Source organism: Bradyrhizobium sp. 190, assembly GCF_023073415.1.
Taxonomy (GTDB): Bacteria; Pseudomonadota; Alphaproteobacteria; order Rhizobiales; family Xanthobacteraceae; genus Bradyrhizobium.
In genome coordinates, this window is sequence record NZ_JADPJL010000083.1 from 87,646 (window position 1) to 100,667 (window position 13,022).

General features: G+C 60.0%; 15 protein-coding genes and 1 pseudogene. 9 read left to right on the top strand and 7 right to left on the bottom strand.

Going from position 1 to position 13,022, the window contains the following annotated elements; translation table 11 throughout:
* The first annotated feature begins 148 nt into the window (after positions 1–148).
* Positions 149–1,519 (top strand): transposase, encoded by a 1,371-nt coding sequence (locus IVB22_RS40210; protein ID WP_247522673.1) that lies wholly within the window; start codon positions 149–151, stop codon positions 1,517–1,519.
* Positions 1,520–1,722: 203 nt separating this feature from the next.
* On the opposite strand, the gene IVB22_RS40215 is transcribed toward IVB22_RS40210, so the two are convergent.
* Both IVB22_RS40215 and IVB22_RS40220 read right to left on the bottom strand, forming a co-directional pair.
* Positions 1,723–1,923 (bottom strand): hypothetical protein, encoded by a 201-nt coding sequence (locus IVB22_RS40215; RefSeq protein WP_308200516.1) that lies wholly within the window; start codon positions 1,921–1,923, stop codon positions 1,723–1,725.
* A gap of 353 nt (positions 1,924–2,276) precedes the next feature.
* A pseudogene (locus tag IVB22_RS40220) lies at positions 2,277–2,726 on the bottom strand (winged helix-turn-helix domain-containing protein); the annotation flags it as partial.
* Between the two features lie 155 nt (positions 2,727–2,881).
* On the opposite strand from IVB22_RS40220, the gene IVB22_RS40225 reads away from it, so the two are divergent.
* Entirely contained in the window at positions 2,882–3,130 is a 249-nt protein-coding gene (locus IVB22_RS40225) for a DUF1127 domain-containing protein (RefSeq protein ID WP_247522674.1), read from the top strand.
* A gap of 346 nt (positions 3,131–3,476) precedes the next feature.
* On the opposite strand, the gene IVB22_RS40230 is transcribed toward IVB22_RS40225, so the two are convergent.
* Positions 3,477–3,989 (bottom strand): MaoC family dehydratase, encoded by a 513-nt coding sequence (locus tag IVB22_RS40230; protein ID WP_374207860.1) that lies wholly within the window; start codon positions 3,987–3,989, stop codon positions 3,477–3,479.
* 531 nt (positions 3,990–4,520) lie between these two features.
* Between IVB22_RS40230 and IVB22_RS40235 the strand changes: the two genes are divergently transcribed.
* Positions 4,521–4,931 carry a GFA family protein gene (locus tag IVB22_RS40235; RefSeq protein ID WP_247522675.1) on the top strand — a complete coding sequence of 137 codons (411 nt, stop codon included), beginning with the start codon at positions 4,521–4,523 and terminating at the stop codon, positions 4,929–4,931.
* Between the two features lie 143 nt (positions 4,932–5,074).
* On the opposite strand, the gene IVB22_RS40240 is transcribed toward IVB22_RS40235, so the two are convergent.
* Together IVB22_RS40240 and gspD are read right to left on the bottom strand one after the other, a co-directional pair.
* Positions 5,075–5,524 (bottom strand): hypothetical protein, encoded by a 450-nt coding sequence (locus IVB22_RS40240; protein ID WP_247522676.1) that lies wholly within the window; start codon positions 5,522–5,524, stop codon positions 5,075–5,077.
* Complete coding sequence (gene gspD / locus IVB22_RS40245) at positions 5,521–7,554, bottom strand: type II secretion system secretin GspD (RefSeq protein WP_247522677.1); 2,034 nt, start codon at positions 7,552–7,554, stop codon at positions 5,521–5,523. The genes IVB22_RS40240 and gspD overlap by 4 nt, the downstream gene beginning before the upstream one ends.
* A 169-nt stretch (positions 7,555–7,723) precedes the next feature.
* On the opposite strand from gspD, the gene IVB22_RS41505 reads away from it, so the two are divergent.
* Together IVB22_RS41505 and IVB22_RS40250 are read left to right on the top strand one after the other, a co-directional pair.
* Positions 7,724–7,849, top strand: a complete 126-nt coding sequence (locus tag IVB22_RS41505; protein WP_256467528.1) for a hypothetical protein — start codon at positions 7,724–7,726, stop codon at positions 7,847–7,849.
* A 229-nt stretch (positions 7,850–8,078) separates the two neighbouring features.
* Positions 8,079–8,249, top strand: coding sequence for a hypothetical protein (locus IVB22_RS40250; protein WP_247522678.1), 171 nt, complete (start codon positions 8,079–8,081; stop codon positions 8,247–8,249).
* Between the two features lie 13 nt (positions 8,250–8,262).
* Here the strand turns inward: IVB22_RS40250 and IVB22_RS40255 are convergent, their stop codons facing one another.
* A complete protein-coding gene (locus tag IVB22_RS40255) occupies positions 8,263–8,463 on the bottom strand; it encodes a hypothetical protein (RefSeq protein WP_247522679.1) in 201 nt (66 codons plus the stop codon).
* Positions 8,464–8,955: 492 nt separating this feature from the next.
* Here IVB22_RS40255 and rfbF point away from each other — a divergent pair, with 492 nt between their 5' ends.
* The 4 genes from rfbF to IVB22_RS40275 are packed head-to-tail and all read left to right on the top strand — an operon-like array spanning position 8,956 to position 12,292.
* A complete protein-coding gene (gene rfbF, locus IVB22_RS40260) occupies positions 8,956–9,726 on the top strand; it encodes a glucose-1-phosphate cytidylyltransferase (protein ID WP_247522680.1) in 771 nt (256 codons plus the stop codon).
* A 14-nt stretch (positions 9,727–9,740) separates the two neighbouring features.
* The gene (locus IVB22_RS40265) at positions 9,741–10,784 is read left to right on the top strand and encodes an NAD(P)-dependent oxidoreductase (RefSeq protein WP_247522681.1); all 1,044 of its coding nucleotides are present in this window, start codon (positions 9,741–9,743) and stop codon (positions 10,782–10,784) included.
* A gap of 18 nt (positions 10,785–10,802) precedes the next feature.
* A complete protein-coding gene (gene rfbC / locus IVB22_RS40270) occupies positions 10,803–11,369 on the top strand; it encodes a dTDP-4-dehydrorhamnose 3,5-epimerase (RefSeq protein ID WP_247522682.1) in 567 nt (188 codons plus the stop codon).
* On the top strand, positions 11,270–12,292 hold the full coding sequence (locus tag IVB22_RS40275; RefSeq protein WP_247522683.1) for an NAD(P)-dependent oxidoreductase: 1,023 nt from the start codon (positions 11,270–11,272) through the stop codon (positions 12,290–12,292). Before rfbC ends, IVB22_RS40275 begins: the two co-directional genes overlap by 100 nt.
* Positions 12,293–12,627: 335 nt before the next feature.
* Here IVB22_RS40275 and IVB22_RS40280 read toward each other — a convergent pair whose 3' ends face one another.
* Positions 12,628–13,005, bottom strand: a complete 378-nt coding sequence (locus IVB22_RS40280) for an H-NS family nucleoid-associated regulatory protein (RefSeq protein WP_247522684.1) — start codon at positions 13,003–13,005, stop codon at positions 12,628–12,630.
* Positions 13,006–13,022 lie beyond the last annotated feature (17 nt).

Sequence of the window (13,022 nt, forward strand, 5' to 3'; positions counted from 1 at the left end):
ACCCGATGTCTGCTTCTCCCCCAACAGCGGCGCGGGAGCCGACATCACGGCACTTCGCCTTCGGGCAGATTTTGTTGCAAAAGTCAGTTGAGACAGGCTGCGAAGCGTGATTCCGTTGTGGTGACGCGATTCTCGGTGAGGTCGATCCATGATGGGCCGTCTGAAGAGTGACCAAGGTCAACTGTTCTACGAGTTTCGTCTTGGCGATGCGGTCCCCGAAGATCATCTGGTGCGGAAGATCGACACTGCTCTCGATCTATCCTGGCTCCGCAGCGAACTTGCACCCCATTATTCGTCGATGGGCCGCCCGTCGATCGATCCGGAACTGATGATCCGGATGCTGGTCGTAGGTTATGTCTTTGCGATCCGCTCGGAGCGATTGATCTGTCGTGAAGTGCAGGTGAACCTCGCCTATCGCTGGTTTTGCAAGCTCGGTATCGACGATGCTGTCCCGGATCATTCGGCGTTCTCGCGTGCCCGGAACGAGCGTTTTCGCGAGGGGGATGTTTTTCGCCGCGTGTTTGAGCGTGTCGTTGAGGCGTGCATTGCGGCCGGTCTGGTTGGTGGCGAAGGCTTTGCCGTCGATGCGAGCCTGATCCAAGCCGACGCCAACAAGCAGCGCTCGATCGCGGGTCAGGATTGGCGCAGGGATCGTGATCCGGCAAGATCGAGCCGCGCGGTGAAGGAGTATCTGGCGACCCTCGACGATACGGCGTGGGGTGCGGCCAGTGACGTTGTCCCGAAGTTCATCTCGCCGTCCGATCCTGCGGCCCAGTGGACCGGGGCTCACAAGGGACCAGCATTCTTCGCTTACTCCGACAATTATCTCATCGACGTGAAGTTCGGCGTCATCGTTGACGTCGAGGCCTCCCGCTCCATTCGCCAGGCCGAGGTCGGAGCGGCGAGGACCATGATTGAGCGAACGGAGGAGCGCTTTGGTCTCAAGCCGGAGCGGCTTGTTGGGGATACCGCTTACGGGGCTGCTCCGATGCTGAACTGGCTGGTCGAGGAGAAGGGCATCGCGCCACATATCCCCGTGTTCGACAAGTCGAAGCGAGATGACGGCACCTTCTCGCGCAGCGACTTTCGATATGATGCGACCAGCGACGTCTACCACTGCCCGGGCGGGAAGCAACTCGGAACGAGCGGCACCGTGCACGAGGGCAGGACACTTCTATATCGCGCCAGCAAACTCGACTGCGATGTATGTCCACTCAAACCGCAGTGCTGTCCAAAAGACCCATCGCGCAAGATCCCGCGCGACATCCATGAACACGCCCGAGACGTTGCCCGGTCGTTTGCTGACACCGAAGGCTTTGAGAAGTCACGACGTGAGCGCAAGAAGATCGAGATGCGGTTCGCACACTTGAAGCGCATCCTGAAGCTCGGTCGGCTTCGACTGCGTGGACCACGAGGCGCCCAGGACGAGTTTGTTCTTGCTGCCATCGCCCAGAACCTGCGGCGGCTCGCGTCGCTGGTCGCGCGACCGCCACCCGCTCAGGCTTTGTGCATCGCGTAGCGTTGGAGTTGTGTAGAGGCGTCAGGGCCGGCGGATCAAAGCCGGCCGCCCCTAGCGAAGTGGCCGAACTATCCATCGCAAACAGCCGACTTTTGCAACAAAATCGGCCAAAAGCCGACATCGACAGCGTGGGGGCTGACGCTACGCGAACAGATCAGCACCGGCCGGTGTGAAACGCACATAAGTGCCGCTCTCATGCATCGTCAGCCAGCCGCGCTCGATGGCGAGCGCCATCCCGCGCCGTATTCGGCCAGGCTGCCCTTGTCCTTGAACAAAAACGGGCCGTTGATCAGCTCGACGTGGAGGCGCCCGTCCTGCACCGGCTCGACGGTGCTGGCGATCTCAACGATGCGGCGCGCGGCCCTCTCGGGATCAGCGTAGGGTCGAGCTTCGGAGTATTTCATCAACGTTCTTTCGATCAGCTACGGGCACGACGCAATTCCTTTTCTAGCTCGCTCTTCTGCTTGTGCCAGCGTGCATCTTCGGCCTGTGCCCGTGCTTCGATGTCGGCGCGCTCGGTCTCGATGACATCAACCCTACGGGTATGCTCCCGCTCGGCCTTATCAAGCGCGGCCTGAACTTTCTCAATGGTCCGCTCGCGACGCTGGCGGGCATTTTCCCTCGCCGCCTCTTCCTTTCGGCTCTCGGCGTCGCGCCTCCATTTCTCATAGGCAAGTGCCGCCTTGCGAGCTACCTCCTGGTCGATCTCGCGAGGTGACCGTTCCTTTCGCTCCCTCGCTGGCGATCCGGTCAGAACGTCCGCGAAGTATTCCTGCTCGGGATCGCCGCTCAGGTTGGTGAAGGGGAGAACGGCGACCGAAGGTTTATCCGGAAGCGGCAGAGTGGCCTTCGGTGGTTCTATAGGGTTATCGTATCCTGCTACGCCCGAGGGCTCCTGCGCTGCCCGCACTTGTCCAATGAAACGGAAGCCTCTGCGCGGCAGGGTCTTGATGAGGCGCTGTTCGCCGCCCGAATCGCCAATCACGTTCCGGGCGACATTCAGGCGGGTCGTCAGCGCTGCATCGGACACGCTGCGCCCGTTCCAGATAGCGTTAATGAGGTCGTCTTTGCTAACAACGCGCGCCCTGTGGCGGATCAAGTATTCCAGCAAATCGAATACCTGTGGCGTGACAGAGACGACGTCCGCTCCGCGATACAGCTCGCGCAGGTTGGTGTCGAATGCGTAGTCCTCGAAGAGATAGCGCAAGGCGTGATCCCTTGGATGAGGGGCGATTTCACGGCCCGGCCGTCGGCCGGGTAGTCCAAGAATAAGCTTCTGGTGAGGAAAATGTAAGCTGCTGATCAAGCACGCCTGCCGATCTCCTGCCACCTTGAATGGTGCAGCACCCTCGGGAGGCCCGAATGAGCACGATCAACGACATAATTTGGCTGGAGCGAACATTTAGATCGACGCGATACGTCTCTAGCTTCTTCTGGATATGCTGGGATGCATACCAAGAGCGACGTCATCGCCACCGTATACAAACTAGCCTTCTCGACTTGAGTGACAGGGAGCTCGAAGACATCGGCATCTCGCGCGGTGAGGTCGATTATGTCGCCTCGAACCGAGGTATCGACCCGCGAGGTATCCGGAGCGGGACAATTGTCTAATCCGGCGCCGACTGGGCGGCGGGAATTGGAGATGACCAGGTGCTCCCATCCGAGCGGAGCTCGACTTCCGGTATGGGTCAATTGCGTCGGTTTGGCTCTCCGTCGATGGCTTCCGGTTTTCCCCCGAAAGCGGACACCGTCGCGGACGGTCGGCATGTCTCAAAAGTGCCAAGAACAGACCTGCTTGTCCCGTTGAACAATTGGCGGTTAGGAAATGTCGGTCTTTCGACGGTCCCCTTTGCTGCCCTGAGGACGTAGTGACGAAGAATGGGCCTCGCCTCCTTATTCCCAACATGATGTGGATTGGAAGCCTATGCTTTCGTAGAGACTTGTGCGCAAGACAAAGCTAGTCGTTGCGCGGGTCCACTAACGCGAGGGTAATCCAGTGCGCCTCTAGCGCGGGCTTAATTGCGCCCTCCACTTCAACCACGGTTTCCCAAGCGGATTGCAAGGATACCGCGCGTTCCGTCAGGCCGATTAAACGAAATTTGCCGCGCACGCGTGTTCCGGATTTGACGGGGCTCAGGAAACGCACGCGCTCGAAGCCGTAATTGACGCCCATGCGGGTCCCTTCCACGCCCGGCATGGCGTCGAAAGCGAGGGTCGAGAGCAATGACAGTGTCAGGAAGCCGTGCGCAATCGTTCCTCCGAACGGAGTTTCAGCATTGGCACGCGTCGGATCGACATGGATGAACTGATGATCTCTTGTGGCGGCAGCAAATGTGTCGATCATGGATTGATCGACGACTAGCCAATTCGACGTCAATTCCCTGCCGTTGAGAAGCTTTCGGTATTCTTCCAGCGCTATCAATTTGCTGCGGATCGCCTCGGCCTCTGCAGCCCGTTCCGTATCTGACACTCTTGCTTCCTCGGACACCCAAGTCTCGCTTTGACCGTTATTCGGCGTCCAACCATGACCCCGCTGTCGCCCTCCTGATCCCAGAGGTAGCATATGGGCAATACGTCAATCGCGCTAGGTAGGCAACAACGCGGCGATGCCGATGCCTTTTTGATGCGAGGCTCCGCCGCCTCGTCCAGCCGAGAGGAGCTAAAACAAGTGGTCTGATTGCTGCGATCAAATGTCCGCTTCGGGTCAATTGCGTCGGTTTGGCTCTCCGTCGATGGCTTCCGGTTTTCCCCCGAAAGCGGACACCGTCGCGGACGGTCGGCATGTCTCAAAAGTGCCATCAACCGAAATCGGCGCTTGTGACATTGAGGTCCGCTTCACCCTCGAACTCGGACATCGCGCGATGCTGTCGTCGCAGCACCTCTTCGGCTGCGCGAAGTGACCCGAAGCACTAGGAGAACGGGCGCGGCCCCACTGCGTCTGGTGCATTGTTCTCAAGTCCAGCCTACACTCTGCCACTATCAGCAGCCGAGGAGCTGAGCCATGACCACCCGACACGCCGCCTGCAGCTGTGGGCAGCTTCACCTCACGATCGAAGGCGAATCGGTGCGTATCTCCACGTGTCACTGTCTGGCGTGCCAGCGCCGTACTGGTGCAGTATTTAGCAACCAAGCGAGCTTCCGGCGCGAGCAGGTCACCTTCACCGGTAAGGCTACGACGTGGAATCGGACAGCCGAAAGCGCGAGCGTGGTGACTTTTAACTTCTGTCCGACATGCGGCTCCACGGTCTACTGGGAGAGCGAAAGTTTTCCTGGACGCGTCATTGTTGCCATCGGAAACTTCGCCGACCCGAGTTTCCCGGCGCCGACCGTCTCGGTGTGGGAGGAGTCACGCCACCCCTGGGTCTCGTTGCCGCCCGATACTCCGCTCACGCGAACGGCGAAGCAGGGGTGACCACATCACATCTGAGGTCCGTTCCGGGTCACGAACGACGAAACTCAAAGTGAGCATAACGCGTCCGCTTTCGGGCGCATCGCGACCAAAGCGCTCCTTGGCCGGGCATGTTGAGCCCAGCTGCGCGCTAATGAGTCCGCGTCCTAGCCTTTTGAGTTGAGCACGACCGGTGGCGGCAGAGGTGGTGGCGGCGGCGGACGGACGGAGCCTTCGAGCTTCAAACGCTCCTCGACGACGGCGGGGCCCGGCTCCATCACAGTGCAGCCCTTGTAGCGCTGCAGATCCGCCAGCGCATCGAGCCGCCTGCGTTCATCGATGAGCTGCTTGGGCGCATCCAGCGGGTAGCGTTCGTAGCCGTAGCCTGCCAGCGGCCCCACCGCCAGCCAATACTCCAGCCGCGCGGCACGCCGCGCTGCGTAACGGAAAGACGCCGCGATGCCGTTGCAGCTCATGGATTCATCGACCGGCAAGACGGCATAGGGCGGAGGCGGTTCGATGATCGGATAGGCATAGGTCACGCAGCCGGCCAGCGAGCAGGCCATGCTCGACAACAGCGAGAAATTCCTCAAATAGGCTGCCGCTCGTTTCGTCACTGTGACGTTATCCGCTGCATCGTATTGGCCGGCGTACGCTCGCGCGACGTCGTGTGGGGCATGTAGACATGCATCTTGCGCCGGTATTCTTCGGTCACGAGACGGCTTTCCGTGCCGTCGCGGACAACCTTGGGCGTGATCAGGATGACGAGCTCGGTCTTCTGGACCTGGTCGCCCCGGTTGGAGAACGCGGCTCCGAGCCCGGGCATGTCGCCGAGCAGCGGGATCTGGTTGCTGGTCTTGTTGGCCTGCTCCTGGATCATCCCGCCGAGCGCGAGGACCTCGCCGTCGTTGACGACCACGGTGGTCTTCACACGCCGCTGCTGGATGGTCGGCGAGTCGATTCCGGACGACGTGGTTTTCACCACGGCGCTGACTTCCTGCTCGATCTCGAGCTGCACCCGGCCGCTTTCATTGATGCGTGGCGTCACCGAAAGGATCACGCCGGTATCCTGCATGGTGATCGAGTTGACGATCGCCGTTTGCGCCGTCACGGTGCTGGTCGCGGTCTGCGTGGTGATCGGCACCTGATCGCCGATCTGCAGCCTGGCCGTCTTGTTGTCCAGCACCATAAGCGAAGGTGTCGAAATGACATTCACGCGTGTAATCGCGTTCAATGCGCTGAGTGTCGACGCGATGCTGGCTGCGTTGACGGCATAGTTGAACCCGGGAAAAACGGAAGCAACGCCGCCGGTCAGCGCATTTGTGAACGTGGCGGTCGGCGTGCGGTTTTTCGCTAGCGCCCATTGCACGCCATACTGCAGCTTGTCGTTCAGCGCCACCTCCGCGATGACAGCTTCGATCAGGACCTGGCTGGCGACGACATCGAGCCCCTGAATGACGCGCAGCACGCGCTGGTAGTCCCGCTCATTGGCCATGATGAGGAGCGAGTTCTTAGTTTCGTCGGCGACGATCTTGAGCGGCGGTTCATCGCCCACCCTGCTGGCGGACGGAGACGAAGATGGCTCCATCGAATCCGGCGCCAAGGCTTCCGGCTCATTGTTCAGTGCGCGTTGCAGGCTTTGCAGATCGTTGGCAGGACTGACACCGCGAAGCCCGATCGGTCCGCCCTGATCGATATCCAGGGTCGCGCCGCCTGCTCCCGGCGATCTTGCCGAGCTTGCCGAGAAGCTCGCCTGCTTCGATCGCGGTGAAACGCTGCGCGTCGGCTGCTTCACCACTTTCATTTCATTCGCGAACATCGACTGCAGTACGCTGGCGAGTTCCGCCACCGGCCGGTTCTGCACCTGATAGACGTGGAGCTGCCGTTCTGAGCCGGCGGCCTTGGCGTCGAGCCGCCTGATCCAGGTCTGCGCCCTCGGCAAATAGCTCGGCTGCGAGGTCACGACCAGAATCGCGCCAAGCCGCGTGTTGGCGATGAACCTGACGCGACCCTTGAGCGGCCCCTCTTTCTCAGCCGCGAATATCGCCTTCAATTCGTCGACCATTTTTTCCGGTTGCGGCGTTTTCACCGGAACGACCGCAAACGACATGCCCTTCATGACATCGACATCGAACACCGAGATCGAATCGAGCATGCTTTCGATTTCCGCCGGGGAGCCCTTGAGCGCGAGGATGTTGCGCGCATCGTCGGCCTGGACGATGGCGCCCTTCGGCACCATCGGCTCCAGCACGCGGGCGACTTCGGTCGCGGACACGTATTTCAGGGAAACAACGCGAATGCCGTTGCCGGCGATGGCGCTCTCGGCCGGACCATCGCCGGTCGCAATCACGCCCGTGGCAGCCTGGTCGGCAGGCGCAATCCGGTAGGTGCCGCGGCTTTGCACCAGCACCGCGCCGATTGGCACCAGCGCGGTCTGGAACATCTCCATCGCCTCGGCCTTGCTGACCGGACGCGTCGTTTGCACGGAAATCACGCCGTCGACGCGAGGGTCGACGACGTAGTTCACGCCGATCATGTCGCCGAGAACGGTCTTGGCGGCTTGCTGAAGCGGAACGCTCGCCAGATTGAGAACCACGTTCCCGTCCGCCCCGGCGGTCTTCCGCTTCGAATACGTCCCGCCGATCATGCTGCCGCTGCCACCATCGATGACGGCAACGGCCTGCGATGAGGGTGACGGAAGCGGCACGGCGCCCGTAGGGCCGCCGTCATACGCATAGGTTTGCTCGAGGGAAACCGGCTGTCCCGAAGTCAATCTGGGTTGTGACACTGTGGTCAAAGGCGTGGGGGTGGTGGTCGTGCTGCAGCCCGACACAACGAGTATTGCCGCCGAACAGGCGGCTAACCTCGTCGCAAGGCTACGAGAAGGCAACAAAGGTAAAACCCCCAACGGCTTCGCGCCGTGGACGATTTTTGGCGCGTAAATATTTGGTAAAACATCATAGTTAATCGACAGTAAATCGGCCGGACCACTGGGGTGTGCAGCCAAGCTGCGCCGAGGAAAACCTGGAAAAAATAGCCGGAGAGGACCATAGGTCCGGTTCGGACCCATCAAAATGACCCCAACGGCGACCAGCGGCTGGCTGGATCGGAACGGAGCTGCTATATTTAATTCCGCCCCGCGCTCTCGGCCTTTAATGTCAGGATGACGGTATGATGAACCTTGTCGCAGCTCCCGTGAGCGAGACCTTCTCGATCGTTGGAACGTGCATCAACTGCACCGCTCCGGCGAGTCTGCTGGCGACGATGACGATCATCGCCATCGGCATAGCATTGGCATTTCGCTCCGAACGCCGCAACGGCGTGTCCGCAACGCCTGAGTGAAGCAGTCAATCCATCAATCGAGGTCGTCGGGCTCGTATTCGACGAACTTCTTGTAGATCCAGCGCCTGCCGTCATGCCGGCGCCATACCCTGCCCCATAACAGCCGCCCGGTGATCGAGCGCCGCGGCACAATGACCGTCCAGAGATGCCAGGTGTCCGCCCACGTCCGCTCGGGACTGAGCGCCGGGATTTGAAACAGGTTATACTTACTCATCGCGCTGAACTCCGGCATTGAAGGCAAATCGCGCCGAAATAAATGACCGCGCGTTCACACCTCAATGTTGTCTGGGACGAAGGGAAGCCACCTTGGCCGTAACGCATTCGAGTTTGCGCCGGAGCTCGCACACTTCCTGATACCTTTGCGCAAGATCTGCGGACCGAGCCCGCGATTTACGCTTGGTGACGACCTTCCGATGCGGTTGATTTCGCTTCATGCTTCATCATAGCTTCGCCGATGAACGGCTCAATCAAAGCCGTGGATTAAGCTAACCCGTCAACCTTACTCGGCCGCATTCAATCTCAACGTGCGCACGCAATGAACCCGGCTGGACTTCACGCAGCGTTTCGGCGGGAACCCGTAAATTGACGGGCAAAATCAAATAAACCATTCTGTCACGAAATGACGACCCGGCCTCGCGCGGCTTCGCCATTTCATGTAATGAATACCGGTAATCCTATTAATCTCAACGTATTGAGTGGCAAATTAATGCGCGCAGTATTGCTGGCAGGTGGCCTGGGAACTCGGTTTGCCGAGGAAACCGATGTTCGTCCCAAGCCGATGATCGAAATCGGCGGCAAGCCGATCCTTTGGCACATCATGAAGATCTACAGCAGCCACGGCATCAATGACTTCATCATCTGCCTTGGCTACAAGGGTTACGTGATCAAGGAATATTTTTCCAACTACTTCCTGCATCAATCGAACGTCACTTTCGACCTTCGCGAAAACAGGATGGAGGTTCTGCAGAAGCACGCCGAGCCATGGCGGGTGACGCTGATCGACACCGGCGAAGAAACCATGATCGGCGGACGCATCAAGCGAATCCTTCCCTATATCGGCGATGACGACGCCTTCTGCCTGACCTACGGCGACGGCGTGGCCGATATCGACATCACCGAAAGCATCGCGTTCCATCGCCGCGAAGGCCGTCTGGCGACCGTAACCGGCACACAGCCGCCGGGCCGCTTCGGCGCCATCAACCATCAGGGCCCCCGCGTTACGGGCTTCCAGGAAAAGCCGCGCGGCGACGGCAACTGGATCAATGGCGGCTTCTTCGTGCTTTCGCCCAAGGTCGGCGATTACATCGAAGGCGACGCGACCGTCTGGGAAAAGGAACCGATGACGAATCTCGCAACCGATGGCCAGCTCAGCGTGTTCCTCCACGACGGCTTCTGGCACCCGATGGATACATTGCGCGATAAGCGATATTTGGAAGATCTTTGGGCAAGCAATAAAGCTCCCTGGAAGAAGTGGTAAAGAAGAAAGATTCCATGCGTATTCTCATTACCGGTTCGATGGGCTATGTCGGTCCCATCCTTACGCGTCACCTCCGGCAGAAATTTCCAGACGCCGAATTGATCGGCTTCGATACTGCATTCTTTGCCCACAATCTTACCGGGCCGACCAGATTGCCCGAGTCGCTGCTGGATCGCGCCCATTTCGGCGATATCAGAAACTTTCCGCCGGAACTGCTCGACGGTGTCGATGTCGTCGTCCATCTGGCGGCGATTTCCAACGACCCGATGGGCAAGGAATTCGAAGGCGTCACCGAAGCGATCAATGAAAAGGCCAGCGTTGCGCTTGCGCAGATGGCGGAGCAGCGCGGCGTCGGCCGCTTCGTGTTCGCTTCGAGCTGCAGCATTTACGGCGCCGCTGAAGGTCACCCCAAGCGCGAAAGCGACTCGCTCAATCCCCTCACCGCCTACGCACGGTCCAAGGTCGCGATGGAAAATGCGCTCCGCGCGAGCAACGCGGGCGAAATGACGGTCACTTGCCTGAGGTTTGCGACCGCTTGCGGCATGTCGGATCGCCTGCGGCTCGATCTGGTCTTGAACGACTTTGTCGCGAGCGCGCTGGCTACTGGCGAGATTACCGTGCTCAGCGACGGGACACCGTGGCGGCCGCTGATCGATGTGGCCGATATGGCAAGGGCAATTGAATGGGCCGTCGGACGTGATACCGACCGGGGCGGACGGGTTCTTGTGGTGAACGCCGGCAGCAACACAGGAAATTATCAAGTCCGCGATCTGGCCCAGGTCGTGGCCGCTGAACTGCCCGGAACCCGGGTCAGCATCAACACGGCGGCGCCGCCGGACCTGCGCTCTTATCAGGTCGATTTTTCACTTTTTGCCGAACTGGCTCCTGCGCATCTCCCTGCGGTCCCGCTCGCTCAGTCCGTCCGAAACCTCTCAGCCGGACTGAACGGAATGGGATTCTCGGACAAGGAGTTTCGCACATCCTCCCTGATGCGGCTCAAGACGCTCAAGGACCACATTGCGGTGGGTCGGCTGTCTGCCGACCTCCGCTGGCAATAATCTTGAAAGGCTTACATCGTGAAGTTTCACCCAACGCCGCTTCATGGCGCCTACACGATCGAACTCGAAAAGCGCGGTGACGACCGGGGCTTCTTCGCACGCTTTTTTTGTCAGAAAGAATTCGAAGCGGCAGGCGTGCCGATGCCAATCGTTCAGATCAACAACTCCCTGAGTGCAAAAGCCGGCACCCTGCGCGGGATGCACTATCAATTGGCGCCGGCCGCTGAGATCAAGGTGGTGCGCTGCATCCGCGGCGCGCTCTACGACGCCATCGTCGATCTGCGGCCGGACTCCCCGACCTTCGGCAAGTGGTTCGGCGTTGAACTCACCGCAGAAAACCGAACGATGATTTTCGTTCCGCAGGGTTTCGCGCATGGCATTATGACGCTCACCGACGACACCGAAGCGTTCTATCTGGTGAATGCGTTCTACGCGCCCGAACAGGAGCGCGGCTTGCGCTTCGACGATCCACGATTCGGCATCGAGTGGCCGCGGCAACCCGTGGAAGTTTCACCCAAGGACAGCAGCTGGCCGGACTTCGACCCCGTATTCCATGGCGTCGAATCCTTGCGAGGCCTGACGTGAGAATCCTTCTGACCGGCGGCAGTTCGTTTACCGGTCTGTGGTTTGCGCGCAGCCTGGCCGCGAAAGGCCATACCGTCGTTGCCTCCCTCAGGGGCAGCGATTATTCGGGCTTGCGCGGCAGCCGAGTGGCCGAGCTTCGCCGTGTTGCTGAAGTCGTCGAGGACTGCCCGTTCGGCTCGGCCCGCTTTCTCGATCTCGCAGGGACCGGCTCATGGGATCTGTTGTGCCAGCATGCGGCGCAAACCGGCGATTACCGCAATCCGGACTTCGACGTCATTGGCGCCGTCGCCGACAATACGAAAAATCTTGTCGCGGTCCTGAAGAAGATGATGGGTCGCGGCTCGGCAGGCGTCGTGCTCACCGGCTCGGTATTCGAACAGGACGAAGGTGCCGGCGATGCGCCGCTCAGAGCTTTTTCACCCTACGGACTGTCGAAAGGCCTCACCTGGCAATACTATCGCTTCCTGAGCGAGACCCTGCAGTTCAATCTCGGGAAGTTCGTGATCGCGAACCCCATTGGACCGTTCGAGGAACCGCGGTTTTGCAGCTATTTGATACGCTCCTGGTTCAAGGGCGAAGTTCCGGCGGTACGGACACCTCTGTACGTTCGTGACAACATTCATGTTGATTTGCTGGCTAAAGCCTACGCGACCTTTGCCGAGAGCGTGACTTCGCAGCGCGGCATAACGAAGTTCAATCCGAGCTTCTATGTCGAGAGCCAGGGCGCCTTTGCGCAACGCTTCGCCACCGAAATGTCATCCCGTCTTGGGGTTGCCTGCCCGGTCACGTTGCTGCAGCAGGAGGACTTCACCGAACCGATGGTCCGGATCAACACCGACCGGATTGACGGGGCGGGGTTGGGCTGGAGCGAAACATCGGCTTGGGACGCCGAAGCTGAATTCTACGGGCAGGCCGCAAAATAACTACGGAGGTCGCGTCCGCCCGATGGACGGCGGTCGCGACCGCTAACTGCTATCTGTTCCGGCAGCTTTGCCTGCACGTTTGGGCCTGGCTGTCGCATGCGCTCTGACAGGGAGCGCCGAGCGTGGTTGGGCACACGCGCTTGCAGGAATCATTTTGACTGGCGCAGTTGGCAAGACAGGCGTCAGTGGTGGCATCGGCCAAGCGCCATTTGCCCATCGAGACGTTGCCTTGACCCGCAGCGGCGGTTCCAAGCAGCAGCAGGGACAACACTGCACAGAGCGCAAGCTTCATGAATACCTCCGGTTACGCAGCTTTCGCGGCTGCCAAAAGGCGCCTATGCGCGGCGGCGGCGAGTGCTTTCGCTCTTGGTTTCCTGCTTGCCAATCACGAACTCCTCGATCTTGTGACCGGTCTTTAGCGCGGCCGTGAGCCAGCGCGGCTGCTTTCCGCGACCCGACCAGGTTTCGGAAGGCTCCTCGGGGTTTCGATATTTCGGGAATACGCGTGGGTACTTCCGGCGCTCGCGCGGCGCACTTCGGGCATCCGCGGATTCCGTTTGGCGCATTTCCTTCTCGCGCCGAAGTTGCGCCAACCGCTTCTCAAGCTCACGCTTTTCCGACGTCAACCGAACCGACAAGACCTGGCTGAGCTCCTCATGGAGCTGCCATAACTCGTCTACAGACATTCCATCGAAATTTGGCTTCTTGTTCATCCCGCCTGTAACCATCA